Origin of the sequence: Cellulomonas sp. GbtcB1 (genome assembly GCF_019091725.1) — a bacterium.
Lineage (GTDB): Bacteria > Actinomycetota > Actinomycetes > Actinomycetales > Cellulomonadaceae > Cellulomonas.
The window spans coordinates 1-15,596 of record NZ_JAGXJG010000021.1 but is presented as its reverse complement, the minus strand read 5'-3'; the positions used below and the strand labels follow the sequence as shown (position 1 = coordinate 15,596).

Below are 15,596 nucleotides of genomic sequence, written 5' to 3'. Positions count from 1 at the left end.
TCGTCACCGCCCCAGGCGGGACAGCCCCTCGGTCAGCACGTCCTCGGACCCCGCGTAGATCCCCTCGGCGCGCGGCCAGTGCACCACCACGTCCGTGAACCCGAGGTCCGCCGCGCGCTCGACGCCCTCGACGAGCGTCGCGGCGGACTCCAGCGAGAACACGGGCGCCCCGTCGAGGTTGAGGTACAGGTCCGGCACCCGGCCGCCAGGTGCGAGCCGGCCGGCGATCTCCCGCAGCTGGTCGACCTGCTCGGCGAGCCCGGCCCACCACGCCTCCTGCGCGGCGGCCGGCGACGCGGGCTGCTCGTCGGGCGCGAACACCGGCCCGTAGGTCGCCCAGCCCTGCCCGTACCGCGCGGCCAGCGCCATCGTGCGCGGGCCGCCCGCGGCGACGACGAACGGGGTGCGGGGCCGGGCGATCGTGCCCGGGTGCATCCGCGCGCCGTGCGCCTCGTAGAACGTGCCCTCGTGGTCGGTCACCGGGTGGGTGAGCAGCCGGTCCAGCAGCTCGACGAACTCCTCGAACCGCCGGGTGCGCTCGCCGCGGGTCGGCGCCGGGCCGAGCACGCCGGCGTCGAAACCCTCGCCGCCCGCGCCGAGCCCCAGGAGGAACCGGCCGCCGGCGACGTCGTCGAGCCCCATGACGTCCTTGGCGAACGGCACCGGGTGCCGGAAGTTCGGCGACGCCACCCAGGTGCCGAGCCGGATCCGCTCCGTGACGGCGGCCGCCGCCGCGAGCAGCGGGACCGTGGCGAACCACGGCTCGTCGGCCAGCGTCCGCCACGCCAGGTGGTCGTAGGTCCAGGCGTGGTCGAAGCCGAGCTCCTCGGCGCGCCGCCAGGTGTGCCGCGCCTCCGCCCAGCGCTGCTGGGGCAGGAGCACCACGCCGAGGCGCGGGCGGGCGGGGCGGGCGGCGTGGGTCGTCTCGGCGGTCACGCACCCGAGCGTAGCCACGCCGCGCGCGGGGCCTACAGGTGCAGCGGCGTCAGCTCCTCGTACGCCTCGACCGGCGCCCCGGCGAGGCACAGGTCGATGATCTCCCGGCCGAGGGGGTCGAGGTCGTCGGTGCGGAACTGCTGCAGCTCGTGGGCGAAGAACCCCTGGAGCACCGCGGCGCCCGCGTCGTACGCGTCCGCGCCGACGTTCGTCTGGTACTCCGGCTGCAGCAGCGTCGGCCGGATCTGCTGGCCGTCGAGCTTCATCTCGGTGGGCCGGTAGCCGAACAGCGCGCACCGGGCCGGGGCGAGCTGCTCCCGCCGGATCCGGCCGCCGCCGCGCCGGGCCAGGTACTCGCGGGTCAGCCACTCGGCCGAGAAGCCCACGTGGTACGCCCCGATGTGCTGGTTCGGGGTCAGCACGTACCGGGTGCGGTCGTGCTCGACCAGCTGGCGCAGCAGCAGGTTCGCGGCCGCGACCTTCGTGCCCGTCGAGAACGGCCAGTACGAGCCGACGCCCTCGGCCACCATGCCGCCGTGCGCGAGTGCCGCGGTGACGTCGGCGCTCTCTCCGATCGACGGGTTCTTGTCGCCGCGCGGGGCGATCAGCCGCCAGATCCACGCGAGCGCGGGCGGCACCACGTGCATCATTCCCATGATCCCGTAGGTGGGCGCGTCCCGGGTGCAGAGCGGCATCCGGACGCCGAAGGTGCGCACGTCGACGGGCTGCGGCTCGGCGACCACGTTCTTGATCGACGACCGCGGGATGACCACGCGCGGGTTCGGGCACCGCCGCCCCGTGGAGTCGAGCGTGTGCTCCCACGGCAGGGCCGTGGCGCCGGGGACGCCGTCGATCGACAGGAACACCAGCGGCTGGTCGGGCTCGATGACGGCCCGCTCCAGCGCGACGTCCTCGCCGTACGCCGTCAGGTTGTCGACCCGGACGAACCAGCCCGCCTCGGCGTCGGAGACCGTCAGGCGGCCGTCCCCGCCCTGCACCGACGGGTGGCACAGCGTCATGTCGTCGGTGACCGGCGCGAGCGCCGACGTCTCGCCGAGCGTCAGGTGGTACGGCTCGTCCCGGACCACGTTCGTGCCGACCAGGATGCGCCCGTCGTCCTCGCGCCGGATCTCCTGGCACATCTCGGACTTGCCGCCGCCCGAGGCGCCCTCGTGCATGATCACGGTCTCGTTCTCGTACGGCGTGGTCACCCGGACCGACGAGGCGTGCGCGGTGAGCCAGCCCTCGCGCTCGCCGATGTCGAGCAGCACCGAGAACACGCCCTTCTTGGCGCTCGGCCCCGGGTACAGGTTGTAGGCCCACACCTCGTGCAGCCGCTCCGACCGGTCGTGGACGACGACCTGCCGGCCGCCGAACCGGGTGTGCCGGAACGGCGGGGCGACGTACAGGATCGACCGCGGGTCGAACGGCCCGAGCTCCTCGAACGTCACCCAGCCCTGCAGGTCGACGAGGGTGAGCGCGAAGAACGCGGCGTTCGCCGGGCAGATCGCGAGCGACGGGTAGCCGACCGCGGGGCCGCCGGCGCGGAACGGCACCACGACGAGCTCCTGCGTCGCGAGCCACGCGAGGGTCTCCGCGCGCACCGGGTCGAAGTCCTCGCCGTAGACGTCCCTGTACCGGGGCTTGTCCGTCGGCAGACCGTCCGCGATCCGCATGCAGTCCGGGTCGCGGCGGCGCATGTAGTCCTCGGGGTAGTTCACCGCGAGGCCGTTGCGGCACCGCGCGATGTCCGCCTCCCGGTACGGCGCGCCGTCGACGTCGTACTCGACCGCGAAGGTCGGGCCGCCGTCCGGGCCGAGGGCCAGCTCGTACAGCTCGGCCCGGGTCTGCGGCACGATCACGCGGGGGCTCGCGTCGAGGACGGCGTGGACGTCCCGCGCCAGGTGCACGCTGGACAGGTCCAGGGTCAGGTCCGCGGTCATGGTGGGGCTCCCTACGCGTCGAGGCCGCGGGGCGGCCGCGAGGGGTGCCCCGGGGCGCGCCGCGGCGCGACGGGGGTCGCGAGAGCGCGCTTGACCCGGACTTTACGAGCGCGCGGGTCGCCCCGGACGGGACCTTGGCCCCCACTCAGGCGCCGGACCGCGCGTCACGCCCAGCCCAGCTCGTGCAGCCGCTCGTCGTCGATGCCGAAGTGGTGCGCGATCTCGTGCACCACCGTCACCGCGACCTCCTCGGCCACCTCGTCGCGGTCGGCGCAGATCGCGAGCGTCGGCCGGCGGAAGATCGTGATGCGGTCGGGCAGGGAGCCGGCGGCCCAGAACTCGCCGCGCTCGGTGAGCGGGACCCCCTCGTACAGCCCGAGCAGGTCGGGGTCGTCGGCCGGCGCGTCGTCCTCCACCAGCACGACGACGTTGTCCATCCGGGCGGCGAGCTCGTCGGGGATGCGGTCCAGACCGTCCCGGACGGCGTCCTCGAAGTCCTCGCGCGACATGTCGATCACCTGCCCATCCTCGCCGATTTGGAGGATCCGCAGACCTACCCGTAGAGTCTTCCTCGGTCTGAAGACGCCTCGACGTCAGGGGCGCGAGCCCCCATCGTCTAGCGGCCCAGGACCCCGCCCTTTCACGGCGGTAGCACGGGTTCGAATCCCGTTGGGGGTACGAGTTCCGTGCATGTGGAAGAATAGGTCTCACAACGAGGCCCCGTAGCGCAGTTGGTTAGCGCGCCGCCCTGTCACGGCGGAGGTCGCGGGTTCAAGTCCCGTCGGGGTCGCTCGATCACACCGGTCCACTGGGCCGGTGTCGTCGTATCAAGGCTCTGTAGCTCAGTTGGTAGAGCGTTCGACTGAAAATCGAAAGGTCACCGGATCGACGCCGGTCGGAGCCACCGAGGAAGCCCCGCATCGCCCCAGGCGACGCGGGGCTTCGTCGTTCCCGGGCCCGTCCGCGCGCTCAGCCGGCCGCCGGCTCCCGTCGCCGGCGCGGCAGGACCGCCGTGAACGTGGTCCCCTCCCCCTCGGTGCTCGTGACCTCCATCACGCCGCCGTGCGCCACGACGACCGACCGGGTGATCGCCAGCCCCAGCCCGACACCGGGCACGGCGTTCCGGGTCGCCGTCGTCGTCCGGAAGAACCGGGAGAACAGCCGGTCGACCTCCTCCGCGGGGATCCCGAGCCCGGTGTCCGCCACCGCCAGCCGGACGTGGTCGACGGTCGCCGCGACGCGGACCGTGACGGTGCCCCCGGCGGGCGTGAACTTCACCGCGTTGGACAGCAGGTTGTCGCACACCTGCGCGAGCCGGACCGCGTCGGCGCGGAGCGGCACCGGGCCGTCGGGGACGTCGAGCGCCAGGTCGACGCCGGCGCGGTCCGCGGCCGGGCGCGCCGACTCGACCGCCGCGCGCGCCACCTCCGCCACGTCGACGTCGGCGACCGCGAGCGGGAACCGCCCGGCGTCCACCCGGGCCGTGAACAGCAGGTCGTCCACCAGCCGCAGCAGGCGACCGGCGTTCCGCTCGGCGACCTCGACGGACCGCTGCTGGTCGGGCGTGAGCGGGTCGTCCCGCAGCAGGTCCAGGTGGCCGACGACCGCGCTGACCGGCGTCCGGAGCTCGTGCGAGATCATCCCGGTGAACTGGTCCTGCAGCCGGGCTGCCTCGTGCACGGCCGTGGCGTCCGTGGCGACGAACAGATAGCCGGCGGGCCGCCCCTCGCCATCCAGCCGGACCGTGGTCGACACCTGCACGGGCACCGGCGCGCCGTCGGCGCGCAGCCAGGTCCACTCGGACGCCTCGGGCCGGCCGGGTGCGACGTCCGCCACGAGCGCCGCGAACGGCGTGACGGTCCCGGCCTGCCGCCAGCGCTCCTGCAGCTCCGCCGGCTGGACGAGGGCGTCGGCCCGCAGGACGCCCTGGGCCTCGGCGGCGGTCCGGCCGAGCAGCCGCTCCGCGCCGGGGTTCCACACGTCGACGAGCCCGTCCGGGTCCGTGCCGACGACGGCCTGCTCGGTCACCGCGTCGAGCACGCTGCGGGTGAGCCGGTCCGCGTCGCGCAGCCGCGCGAGGTGCCCGCGCAGGCGGCGCGCGAGCTCGTTGACCGTGAGCGCGGCGAGGGCGTAGACGACCGGGGCGAACCCCGCGCGCCACCACGCGAGGTCGTCCGGCTGCCCATCCGGCCACGGGAGCGCGGGCAGCAGCAGCGCGACGCACGACGCCCCGGCGGCCAGCACGACCGCCCACCGCCCGGGCTCGGCGGCGATCCAGATGACCGGCAGCACCAGCACCGCGCCGAACAGCGAGCCGGAGCCACCGGTGCCGGCGCGCAGGAGCCCGACGGCCAGCACCGACGCGAGCGGGACCGCGACCGCCCAGCCGTCCCCCGCGGCCCAGGCGTCGACGGCGCGGCACGTGGCGGCCGGCGGGTGGAGCGCCGCGACGACGGCGAGGGCCGTGGCGACCACCAGGACGAGCGCCCCGGCGACCACCGCGCCGGGGTCCGTCACCGCCGTCCCCGGGGCCGCGGCGGCGAGCGCGCCCCCGAGCAGGACGGCGAAGAGCGTCGGCGCGTGCTTGAGCAGCACGGTGCGGTCGCGCGGCCGGGACGTCACGCCGCGCCCGCCGCACCCCCGGGGACCACCCCGGGGCCCGGGCCGCCCGTGTCCCGGACGATCTCCAGCGGCTCCACCGCGCGCCCGGTGCCGAACCGGGACCAGTACCGCGCCGTCGCGCGCACGAAGTCGGGCTCGAGGTAGTCCCGGATGCCCGCCTGGGACGCGAAGCACGCCAGCATCGCGAGCTTGGTCTCCAGGTGGTCGTCGACGGTGACGAACCGGTTGGGCCGGAAGCCGACGGTCGCCGACGGGCTCTGGAAGCAGGCGACCGTGCCGATCCCGCGGGTCGCGACCATCGTCGCGTCGTGCACCGCGCGGTGGTCCTGGTGCCGGTCGTTGGCGCTGTGCGTGTAGACCACCGAGGGCCGCACCTCGGCGACGACGCGCTCGACGATCTCCAGGGTCGGCCCGGCGACCGGGACCTGGGTGTCCGGCAGGTCCTCCAGGAGCAGGCGCGCACCGATCAGCCCGGCCGCCGCCCGCGACTCCCCTTCCCGGTCCGCGACGTCCCCGCCCCGCGCGCCCCGGGACAGCGTGAGGATCACGACCGCGTCCCCGGCGGCCCGGTGCGCCGCGAGGATCCCGCCGGCGCCGATCTCGACGTCGTCCGGGTGGGCGCCCACCGCGAGCACCACCGGGCGGGCGGCCAGGGCGGCGCGGCGGCGCTCGCCCAGCCGGCGCACCACCTCGACGAGCTGGCCCGCGGGGACCGGCTTGGTGAGGAACTCGTCGGCGCGCTGCCGCAGGGCGCCGACCGCGTACTCGACCGAGACGTGCGCGGTCATGACGACCACGCCCACGTCGGGCGCCCGCTCCCGCAGCAGGCCCGCGAGCTCCAGGCCGGACGTGCCCGGCATCTCGATGTCGGTCACCACGACGTCCGGGTCGAACCGCGCCAGCGTGCCCGCGATGTCCGAGGCGTCGTGCAGCACGACCACCTCGCAGCCCGCGCGGCGCTCCAGCACCGTCCCCGTGTACGCCGCGACGTCGGGGTCGTCGTCCAGCACGACGACCCGGAGCGCAGAGCCCGTCAAGCAGTCCTCCCAGCTGGTGCACCTGGCCGGACGGCCCGGCGGCCCGCCCCGGCCATGCTCGCAGATTCACCCGCGCGGCGGCGGTCGGGCCGCGAGGGCCGCGCGCATGATGCCGTCATCGGACGGGGAGGCGACGATGCCGCACCACTCGGACCTGCCGCGCCTGGCGGCGCTCGACGACGCGACCCTCGCGCGGGCCCGGACGGTGACCGTCCACTCGCCCGACGCGTCCGGCGACGGCGACCTCGTGTGGACCCTGACGGTCCGGGACGGCGAGGGCGAGCCGCTGGGTCGGGAGCGGCTGAGCGCGCCCGACTGGCCGACGCCGCTGGCCGAGATCATCGCGCCGCACCTCGACGTGGCGGGGCTGCGGGTGGTCGGCGGCTGGCGGACCGACCTGGGCGACGACGACCTGCCGCGGCACGAGGCCCGGGTCCGGCCGGACGCGTGAGGGGGGGCGGCATCGGGCCGCGTCGGGTCGGGCCGGGTCGCAGCACCTGGACGCGCGCCGCACCGCCCGGCGCGGTTGCCTACGCTGGGGCGGGTCGGCGCACGCCGGCGCGCGGCGGAAGGGGCGGACGTGGAGATCGCGGTGCAGCGGATCGGGGGGCCCGTGGTGGTCCTGCGGCCCCGGGGGCGGCTGACCGCCGGCGACGCCCCGGAGCTCCGCGCGGTGGTCGCCGACCTGGTCGAGCAGGGGCGCACCAAGCTCGTCGTCGACCTGGAGGAGACGACGTTCCTGGACTCGTCCGGCCTCGGGGCGCTCGTCGCCGGGCTGCGCGCGACGCGCACCGCCGGGGGCGACCTCACCATCGCGCGGCCCACCGGCCAGGTGCTCGACGTGCTGACCCTGACCACGATGATCCGGGTGCTGCCGCCGCACGAGACCGTCGCGGACGCGTTCGCCGCGCTCACCTGACGCACGCCGGGCGGCCCGCGGCGGTCAGAGCGGGTCGAACTCCGTCACGCGGGTCCGCCAGTACTCCGCACCGTCGCGGGTGCGGGTGACGAGGCCCGCCTCGACGAGCTCCCGGCGCAGGCCCACCGGGTCGCGCGCCAGCCCCGCCAGCCGGTCGGTGAGCACCCGCTCGCCGACGGGCTCCTCCAGCGGCAGCGCGCCCTGCGCCACCCACCGCAGCACCAGGTCGCGGTCCGCCCGGCGCCGGGGAAGGTTCTCGAGCCGCCCGCGCACCAGGAACCGCGCGGGGTCGGCGGGCGGGGGCGTCGGGGCCGCGGGCCGGGCACCCGCGCGTGCGTCGTCGTCAGCCACCCCGGCAGCGTAGGCAGCGGGCGCGCCGGGTTCCCACTCGATTCTCGCGAGCCCGCCCGACCCATCGGGTGGCTTCGCGAGAACCGGGTGATGATGCCGGGAGGACCGGCGCGGGAACCGGCGCCCCGACCGGGGCGTTTGACCCGGGGACGACCACGAGAGGGGACGACCATGGGCTTCCTGGACCGTCTGCTGGGCCGCGAGCCCCGGCAGGAGCAGCCGTACCGGCAGCCGTACGGCGCACGCCCGGCCGACGCGCGACCGCCCACCGACCCCGACCAGGCCGCGGTCGAGCGGTACCGGTACCTGCTGCGCACCGCCCCGCCCGACGCGATCGAGCAGGCGCACGCGGAGGCGTTCGCGCAGCTGACGCCCGAGCAGCGCCGGCAGGTCCTCGACGGCCTGGCCGCGGAGGTGCCGCCCGCCGAGCGCGCCACGGACGACGACCCGCGCTCGCTCGCGCGGATGGCCACCCGAGCGGAGCTGCGGCAGCCGGGCACGCTGGAGCGGTCGTTCGACCGCGCGGGCGGCATGGGCGGCGGCATGGGCGGCGGCATGGGGATGGGCGGCATGATCGCCGGCTCGCTGCTCGCCAGCGTGGCCGGGGCGTTCGTCGGCACGGCGATCGCGGACAGCCTGTTCGACCTGTCCGACCAGGGCGACGCCGCGGCGGACGCGGGGGGCGACCCGGGCGCCGACGCCGGCGCGGACGGGTACGGCGACGGCGGGGACGTCGCCGCGGACGGCGGCGGCTGGGGCGGTGACGGCGGCGGCTGGGGCGACGTCGGCGGCGGGGACTTCGGGGGCGGCGACTTCGGGGGCGGCGACTTCTGAGCCCCCGGGGGCGCCCACCCCGGGCGCCCCCGCGCCGCGGCACCGCGTCGCCCGTGCCCCGCCCTCACCCGGCGGGGATGAACTCACCCCGCTCCCGGGCGCGACCTGCGCGCGGACCCCCTACCGTGGCGCACATGGCACCCGGCGGGGGTCGAACCGCCCGGCGCATGACCGTCACGAGGGCGGTCGCGCTGGTGCTGGCGTTCGTCCTCACCGCCGTGCTCGGCGGCGTGCTCGCCGCCGCGCTCGTGCTGCCGACCGTGGCCGTCGCGAACGGCACCACGGACCTCGCGGTCGAGGCCTTCGAGGACCTCCCGTCCGAGATCGAGCGCCAGCCGCTGTCGGAGCGCTCGACGGTCCTCGCGTCCGACGGCACCACCGTCCTGGCGACGTTCTGGGCGGAGAACCGGGTGGTGGTGCCGCTGACGGCCGTGGCCGAGCCGCTGCAGCAGGCCGTGATCGCCATCGAGGACAAGCGGTTCTACCGGCACGGCGGCATCGACCCGGAGGGCATGGTCCGCGCGCTCGTCCGCAACCTGCAGTCGTCGGGTCGGACCGAGGGCGCCTCCACGCTGACCCAGCAGTACGTCAAGAACGTCCTGATCGAGCAGGCGGTCCGCGCGGGCGACCCCGCCGGGGCCGAGGCCGCGCGCGAGGCGAGCGGTCCCGAGGGCTACGCCCGCAAGCTCCGCGAGGCCAAGCTGGCGATCGCGCTCGAGAAGGAGATGACGAAGGACCAGATCCTCGAGGCGTATCTCAACATCGCCCAGTTCGGCGTTAACACCTACGGCGTCGAGGCGGCGGCGCGCCGGTACTTCAGCAAGCCCGCCGCGGAGGTGACGTACCTGGAGGCGGCGACCATCGCCGGCGTGACGCAGAGCCCGACGGCCTACGACCCGGTGCGCAACCCCGAGGCGGCGCAGGAGCGGCGCGACCTCGTGCTCCGGCTGATGCACGAGCAGGGGTACCTCACCGCCGACGAGCTGGCGACGGGGCTCGCCATGCCGATCGCGGACACGCTGCACGTCGACACCCGGCCCGTCGGCTGCATGGCCGCGGAGACCACCGTGCCCGGCTCCGGCTACTTCTGCGACTACGTGACCAAGGTGATCCGGAACGACCCGGCGTTCGGGGCGACCGAGGCCGAGCGGGTCGACCGGCTGTACCGCGGCGGCCTGACCATCACGACGACCCTCGACCCGCGGGAGCAGACGCTCGCCGCCGCCGCGGTCCAGGCCGGCGTGCCGGCGGACGACCCGTCCGGCGTCGCGACCGCCCTGGTCACGGTCGAGCCCGGCACCGGGAAGATCACGTCGATGGCGCAGAACCGCCGGTACAACAACACCGAGGACCACGGGGACCGCGAGACCGCCGTCAACTACAGCACCGACTTCGCGTACGGCGGGGGCAGCGGGTTCCCGCCCGGGTCGACGTTCAAGCCGTTCACCCTGGCCCAGTGGCTGAAGGAGGGGCACAGCCTGTCGGAGCGGGTGAACGGCACCCGGTTCTCGTACCGGTTCAGCGAGTTCCGGACCTCGTGCACCCGGCTCGACCCCCGCACCGAGTACCGGTTCGCGAACGCCGAGGGCCCGCGGTCGGGCGGGGTGATGAGCGTGCTCGACGCGACCCGGAACTCCGTGAACTCGGGCTACATCGCGATGGCCTCGCAGATCGACATCTGCGGGGTGTTCGACACCGCGACCGCCCTCGGCATCCACAAGCCGGGCGGCTCGTCGGGCGAGGGCCCGTTCGACCCGCTGCCCGCCAACGTGCTCGGCTCCAACTCGGTCTCCCCGCTGTCGATGGCGGCCGCGTTCGCGGCGTTCGCGAACAGCGGGACCTACTGCGTGCCGGTGGCGATCCTGTCCGTGACGGACACCGACGGGCAGGCGCTGCCCGTGCCGCCGGGCGGCTGCACGCCGGGGGCGCTGGAGCCGCGCGTCGCCGACGCTGTGACCTACGCGCTGCAGAACGTGTGGAGCGGCACCGCCGCCACCGACCCGCCGCCGTTCCCGTCGGCCGGGAAGACCGGGACCACGTCGCACAACGAGCACACCTGGTTCGTCGGCTACACGCCGTTGCGGGCGACCGCGGTGTGGGTCGGCTTCGCGGACCGGATGCTGCCGATGCAGCGCATCACGATCAACGGGCGGTACATCCGGAACGTGTTCGGGTCCTCGGTCGCGGTGCCCATCTGGAAGTCGTTCATGATCCCGACGCTGGAGGGGCAGGCGGTGCCCGCGTTCGCGCCCCCGGGCCAGGACGAGGTGCTCGGCAAGCAGCTGCCGGTGCCGCGGGTCGTCGGGCGGGACGTCGCGGGGGCCCAGGCCGCGCTGCAGCGCGCCGGGTTCCGGGTGTCGGTCGCCGCGGCGGTCCCGGACCCGGCGCCCGCCGGCACCGTGCTCCGGCAGAGCCCGTCCGGGACCGCCACCGCCGGCGCCACGGTGACGATCGTGCCCTCGGGGGGACCGGCGCCCGCGCCGCCCCCGGAGGCGCCGCCCGCCGCTCCCCCGGCCGCTCCCCCCGCGCCGCCCTGACGTCCGGGACCGCCCCCGGGCGGAGCCGCGGGTCCGCCTGCGGGATGACCGGCCGGCGGGTACGACCGTCCCCCGAGCCGACGCGCCCGCGCGGGCCCGGCCCCTAGCGTCGAGGGCATGGACGGCACCCCGCTCACCAGCACCCCGCCGCGCACGCCCGAGCGCCGGCTGCTCGGCGCGTTGTCGCTCGCCGCCGCCGCGGCGCTCTCGCTCAGCGCGTGCGGCGGCGCGGTCGCGAACGCCCTCGGCCGGCAGCCCGACCCGCGGGCCACGACCTTCGCCACCGGCGCGGACGCGAAGGCCGACGCCTCGCTCCCGGGGTGGGCGCCGGACGGCGCCACCGACGTCCGGGTCAAGCAGCGCCCGGGCGGGGACGAGCGGATCGTCACCATGCGCGCCGCGCTCGCCGACCTGCCGGACGACTGCGTCCCGGTGTCGGCGGAGCACCCGCTGGCGCCCCGCCCGGCGCAGGGCGACCCGGCGGACTTCCGCTCGGTGTCGACGCTCACGGCCGACTGGTGGCCGGCCGAGGCGGAGCAGGACGCCACCGTCATGTGCGGGGCGTGGTGGGTGGGCGAGCGCGACGGGGTGCTCTACGCGTTCACGCCCGAGCGGCGCACGGTGCCGGTGAGCTGACCGGCGACCGCCGCCCTGGCCGGGTCAGGCCGAGACGGCCAGGGGTGCGGGCTCCTCGACCGTCGCGACGACGACCAGCTCGCCCGTCTCCTCGTCCACCACGGCGACCGCGCGGGTGCCGCAGGCGCACAGGAGCTCGACGCCGTCGCCGTCGTCGAACCAGATGCACACGTGCCGCTGACTCCTCATGGCCACGACGGTACGCACGACCACCGACACGCCCCGGTTCCATACCCCGCGTGTCGCGATCTGCCGCGTGATCCCGCGGGACCGCGCCCCCGGGAGCGACGCGCGCCTCAGGACGGGCCGCCGCCGGCCGATGGGCACGGTGCACCCCGGGGGAGGAACCGCACCGCATGAGCCTCGACGGCCTCGCGTCGATCAACCAGCGCATCGCCGCCATCCAGGCGACCATCGGGTCGCTGGCGCCGACGCCCACGACCACCACCAGCGACGCCGCGTTCGCGCAGGCGCTCGCGCAGGCCGTCGGCCCGGCCGCCTCGGGCACCGCGGCGGCCGGCGCGACCGGAACCTCCGCCGCGGCGGGGGCCGGCACGGCGCGGGACGCCGACGGCGTACCCCTCGCGCTGGCCGGCTACGGCAACGGGAAGATCCCCGCCGACGCGCTGCACGAGGTCGGCAGCACCGGCCACCGGCTGTGGGCGCCCGCGGCCGACGCGCTCGAGAGCCTGATCGCCGACGCCGCGCGCGACGGCGTGAGCATCGGCATCACCGACTCGTACCGGTCGTACGAGGCCCAGGTCGACGTCGCCGCGCGCAAGGGCCTGTACTCGCAGGGCGGCCTCGCCGCGGTGCCGGGCACGAGCGACCACGGCTGGGGCATGGCGGTCGACCTGAAGCTCGACGACGCGGCCCAGTCGTGGATGCGCACCAACGGCGGCCGCTACGGCTTCGTCGAGGACACCCCGCGCGAGCCCTGGCACTGGGCGTACGAGGGCTGACCTGATGCGCCCCGGGTCCACCCCGGGCGGGCGATCCGACAGTGGACGGCCGTGACGGGCACGCCGTCGGCGTGTCCGTCACCACCTTCCGCAGTCCCTGGGGGCCGTGCGCCCGGGTCAGTCGAGGATCGCGCGGGTGACCGCCACCTGCTCGGTCAGCACCCCGCCGATCGTCTGCTGGGTCTCGTTGATCCGCTCCACGACGCCGCCGATCTGCGCGAGCGACGCGATCACCCCGTCGACCTGGTGCTGGATCGTCCGCACCTTGTCGCCGACCTGGGTGGTCGCCGCGGCGGTCTCGTTGGCGAGCTCCTTGACCTCGTGCGCGACGACGGCGAACCCGCGACCCGCCTCCCCCGCGCGCGCCGCCTCGATCGTGGCGTTCAGCGCGAGCAGGTTGGTCTGCGCCGCGATGCCCTGGATGACGGTGACGACCTGGCCGATCTCGGCGCTCGACTGCCCGAGCCCCGCCACGTCCCGGTTGGCGTCCTGGGCGATGCGCTGGCCGTCGGTGGCCACCGTCGTGGCGGCGAGGACGTTCCGCTCCACCTCCTGGATCGACGCCACGAGCTCCTCGCCGGCGGTGCGCAGCCGGGCCGCGCCCGCGTGCCGCTCGAGCGCCTGCGCCACCAGGAACGCCGTGTTGCGCAACGCGTCCGTGCGCCCCTGCGACAGCGTCAGCGTGGTGGTCGCGAAGAAGTCCATGGTGCCGATCACCTGCCCCGCCACGACGATCGGCAGGCAGACGCCCGACTTCACGCCGACCCGCTGGGCGGCGGGCGCCCGGACGCAGTCGGTGAGCTCGCCGAGGTCCGGCACGAACACCAGGTCCCGCGCCCGCCAGGCCCGGCCGGCGAGGCCGACGCCCTCGCGGAACGACGCCGCCCGCGTCACCTCGCGGAACTCGGCGCCCGCGTCGCCCGACTCCTGGACGAAGGTGAGCGCGCGCTGCTGCTCGTCGACCCGCCAGTAGGACCCGTACGCCCAGCCGAACCCCTCGCGGATGGCCGCGAGGGCGCGGTGCAGCGCCTCCTCGGCGGTCGGCGCGCCGGTGACCTCGTGGATGACCCGGTTGACAGCCTCGATGTCCTGCAGCGCCTCGGCCTGGCGCTCGGCCGTGGCGACCCGCTCGATGGCCTGGCTCACCAGGACCCCGATGCTGCGCAGCGTCGCGAGGCGCTGCGGGGACGGGCTGAGCGTCTCCGTGGTGAAGAAGTCCATCGTGCCGGTCACGACGCCGTTCTCCAGCAGCGGGAAGCAGATGCCGGAGCGGACGCCCGCCCGCTGCGCCGCGGGGGCGCGCACGCAGTCCGTGAGCTCGCCCAGGTCCGCCACGAACACCAGGTCGCGGTGCCGCCAGGCCCGACCCGACAGCCCGACGCCCTCGGTGAACGACGCGGCGCGGGTCACCCGGCGGAACTCGTCGCCGGCGTCGCCGGACTCCTGGACGAAGTGCAGCGCACGATCGGGCTCGACCCGCCAGTACGAGCCGTACGCCCAGTCGAACCGCTCGCGGACGACGTCGAGCGCCGCGCGGACCGCCTCCTCGGACGTGGACGCCCCGGCGAGCGCGTGCACGACCGCGGTGACGGCGTCGATGTTCGCGCGGGACTCGGACAGCTCGGTGGCCGCGGTCGGCGGCTGCGGGCGGGTGCGGGTGAACACGTGGCTCCTCGTTGGGTCGGTACCCCTTGCGAGGAACTCATCGACGTCCGCGGAGCCCGCGTGAGCGGATCACGCGCCACGAACCGGGTGATTCGGGCAAACGCGGCCGTTCGGACTCAGGTGCGGGGCGGGCGCTCCGCGGGGACGCCCCCGGCGCCGCGGTCGGGGTCGGCCGCGGGGTCGGCCGCGGGGTCGGCCGCACGGCGGTCCGCGGGGTCGACGACGCTGTCCTCGGCGGGGTCGTCGTCGGGGATGACCACGCGCGCGCCGAGGTCCCACGGCTGGAACACCCGCTCGCCGTCCATCCGGAACCGCAGGGTCCGCTGGGTGCGCACCCGCGGGCCGGGGGCGGCCTCGGGATCGGGCTCGACGACGTCGCCCACGGCGGGCACGGCGGGCACGGCGGGCTGGGCGGGCGGGGCGGACGACGCCGACGGGACGTGCGGGGCGGGCGACGCCGGTGCGGCGGGCCGCGCGGGCCGGGTGGGCCGTGCGGACCGTCCGGGCTGTGCGGCGGCGGCGCCGGACCCGCGGACGTCGGGCCGGTCCGCACCCTCCCCCAGCAGGACGTCGTCCAGCCGCCGGTACCGGAACTCCGCCTCGCGGCGGTTCCGCTCGATCCACATCGTCATCAGGTCGAGCACCTCGGTCTCCAGGTGCGCGGGCCGGCGCTGCGCCTCCCGCCGACGGCTGACGAGCCCCGCCTCCTCGAGCACGCGCAGGTGCTTGGACACCGCCTGCGGCGAGACGTCGTACGGCGCCGCGAGCGCGCCGACCGTGGCGTCGCCGGACGCGAGCCGGGCCACCAGGTCGCGGCGGAGCGGGTCGGCGAGCGCCGCGAACACCTGCGACAGGGGGTCGGCGGCCACGGGTCCTCCTGACGGGTGGGTGGGTGACGGCTGCCGTAGCGTGCCACGCCGCCCGCCGCGACCACAACCAGGCAGTTGCGCAACGCACCGCGCGCGGGGGGTGGTCGCGGCCGGGCGCGGGGGCGGGCGCGGGCGGGCGCGGGCGGTCGCTCCCGCGCGCCCGACCCCTCCCCGGGGCGCGCGACGACGGGCGCGCGCCCGGCGGGAGGGTACCCCCCGCGTCGCCCGGCCGCCCGCCCGGTGCCGGACGGTCGGCGCCCCATCGGGGCGGGCCCCGCCGTCCAA

15 protein-coding genes and 3 tRNA genes are annotated in these 15,596 nt (G+C 76.1%); 9 read left to right on the top strand and 9 right to left on the bottom strand.

Features of this window, described 5'->3' with window-relative positions:
• Window positions 1-3: 3 nt before the first annotated feature.
• The 3 genes from KVT14_RS09570 to KVT14_RS09560 form a co-directional block, all read right to left on the bottom strand.
• The gene (locus tag KVT14_RS09570; protein ID WP_217615451.1) at window positions 4-936 is read right to left on the bottom strand and encodes an LLM class flavin-dependent oxidoreductase; all 933 of its coding nucleotides are present in this window, start codon (window positions 934-936) and stop codon (window positions 4-6) included.
• Between the two features lie 32 nt (window positions 937-968).
• A complete protein-coding gene (locus KVT14_RS09565; protein WP_217615450.1) occupies window positions 969-2,879 on the bottom strand; it encodes a DUF4914 family protein in 1,911 nt (636 codons plus the stop codon).
• A gap of 164 nt (window positions 2,880-3,043) precedes the next feature.
• Entirely contained in the window at window positions 3,044-3,388 is a 345-nt protein-coding gene (locus tag KVT14_RS09560; protein WP_217615497.1) for a metallopeptidase family protein, read from the bottom strand.
• A gap of 96 nt (window positions 3,389-3,484) precedes the next feature.
• Here KVT14_RS09560 and KVT14_RS09555 point away from each other — a divergent pair.
• From KVT14_RS09555 to KVT14_RS09545, 3 genes are all read left to right on the top strand, one after another.
• Window positions 3,485-3,557, top strand: a tRNA-Glu gene (locus KVT14_RS09555).
• Window positions 3,558-3,595: 38 nt separating this feature from the next.
• A tRNA-Asp gene (locus KVT14_RS09550) sits at window positions 3,596-3,669 on the top strand.
• A 41-nt stretch (window positions 3,670-3,710) separates the two neighbouring features.
• Window positions 3,711-3,783: transfer RNA gene (locus KVT14_RS09545), tRNA-Phe, on the top strand.
• A gap of 65 nt (window positions 3,784-3,848) precedes the next feature.
• Here the strand turns inward: KVT14_RS09545 and KVT14_RS09540 are convergent.
• Entirely contained in the window at window positions 3,849-5,501 is a 1,653-nt protein-coding gene (locus KVT14_RS09540; RefSeq protein ID WP_217615449.1) for a cell wall metabolism sensor histidine kinase WalK, read from the bottom strand.
• Entirely contained in the window at window positions 5,498-6,538 is a 1,041-nt protein-coding gene (locus tag KVT14_RS09535) for a response regulator (RefSeq protein WP_217615448.1), read from the bottom strand. The genes KVT14_RS09540 and KVT14_RS09535 overlap by 4 nt, the downstream gene beginning before the upstream one ends.
• Before the next feature lie 106 nt (window positions 6,539-6,644).
• Between KVT14_RS09535 and KVT14_RS09530 the strand changes: the two genes are divergently transcribed.
• Both KVT14_RS09530 and KVT14_RS09525 read left to right on the top strand, forming a co-directional pair.
• Window positions 6,645-6,989, top strand: coding sequence for a hypothetical protein (locus KVT14_RS09530; RefSeq protein WP_217615447.1), 345 nt, complete (start codon window positions 6,645-6,647; stop codon window positions 6,987-6,989).
• A gap of 129 nt (window positions 6,990-7,118) precedes the next feature.
• The gene (locus KVT14_RS09525; protein WP_168216894.1) at window positions 7,119-7,457 is read left to right on the top strand and encodes an STAS domain-containing protein; all 339 of its coding nucleotides are present in this window, start codon (window positions 7,119-7,121) and stop codon (window positions 7,455-7,457) included.
• A gap of 24 nt (window positions 7,458-7,481) precedes the next feature.
• On the opposite strand, the gene KVT14_RS09520 is transcribed toward KVT14_RS09525, so the two are convergent.
• On the bottom strand, window positions 7,482-7,808 hold the full coding sequence (locus KVT14_RS09520) for a DUF2087 domain-containing protein (RefSeq protein WP_217615446.1): 327 nt from the start codon (window positions 7,806-7,808) through the stop codon (window positions 7,482-7,484).
• A gap of 171 nt (window positions 7,809-7,979) precedes the next feature.
• Here KVT14_RS09520 and KVT14_RS09515 point away from each other — a divergent pair, with 171 nt between their 5' ends.
• From KVT14_RS09515 to KVT14_RS09505, 3 genes are all read left to right on the top strand, one after another.
• A complete protein-coding gene (locus tag KVT14_RS09515; protein WP_217615445.1) occupies window positions 7,980-8,642 on the top strand; it encodes a hypothetical protein in 663 nt (220 codons plus the stop codon).
• A gap of 167 nt (window positions 8,643-8,809) precedes the next feature.
• Window positions 8,810-11,179 carry a penicillin-binding protein gene (locus KVT14_RS09510; RefSeq protein WP_217615444.1) on the top strand — a complete coding sequence of 790 codons (2,370 nt, stop codon included), beginning with the start codon at window positions 8,810-8,812 and terminating at the stop codon, window positions 11,177-11,179.
• A 117-nt stretch (window positions 11,180-11,296) separates the two neighbouring features.
• A complete protein-coding gene (locus KVT14_RS09505) occupies window positions 11,297-11,815 on the top strand; it encodes a hypothetical protein (RefSeq protein WP_217615443.1) in 519 nt (172 codons plus the stop codon).
• A gap of 24 nt (window positions 11,816-11,839) precedes the next feature.
• On the opposite strand, the gene KVT14_RS09500 is transcribed toward KVT14_RS09505, so the two are convergent.
• Entirely contained in the window at window positions 11,840-12,004 is a 165-nt protein-coding gene (locus KVT14_RS09500; RefSeq protein ID WP_168216895.1) for a hypothetical protein, read from the bottom strand.
• A gap of 167 nt (window positions 12,005-12,171) precedes the next feature.
• Between KVT14_RS09500 and KVT14_RS09495 the strand changes: the two genes are divergently transcribed.
• Entirely contained in the window at window positions 12,172-12,777 is a 606-nt protein-coding gene (locus tag KVT14_RS09495) for a D-alanyl-D-alanine carboxypeptidase family protein (protein WP_217615442.1), read from the top strand.
• A 117-nt stretch (window positions 12,778-12,894) separates the two neighbouring features.
• On the opposite strand, the gene KVT14_RS09490 is transcribed toward KVT14_RS09495, so the two are convergent.
• Window positions 12,895-14,442: a GAF domain-containing protein gene (locus KVT14_RS09490; protein WP_217615441.1), complete on the bottom strand. Its 1,548-nt coding sequence runs from the start codon at window positions 14,440-14,442 to the stop codon at window positions 12,895-12,897.
• Between the two features lie 116 nt (window positions 14,443-14,558).
• The gene (locus KVT14_RS23140; RefSeq protein ID WP_217615440.1) at window positions 14,559-15,311 is read right to left on the bottom strand and encodes a helix-turn-helix transcriptional regulator; all 753 of its coding nucleotides are present in this window, start codon (window positions 15,309-15,311) and stop codon (window positions 14,559-14,561) included.
• Between the last annotated feature and the right edge of the window lie 285 nt (window positions 15,312-15,596).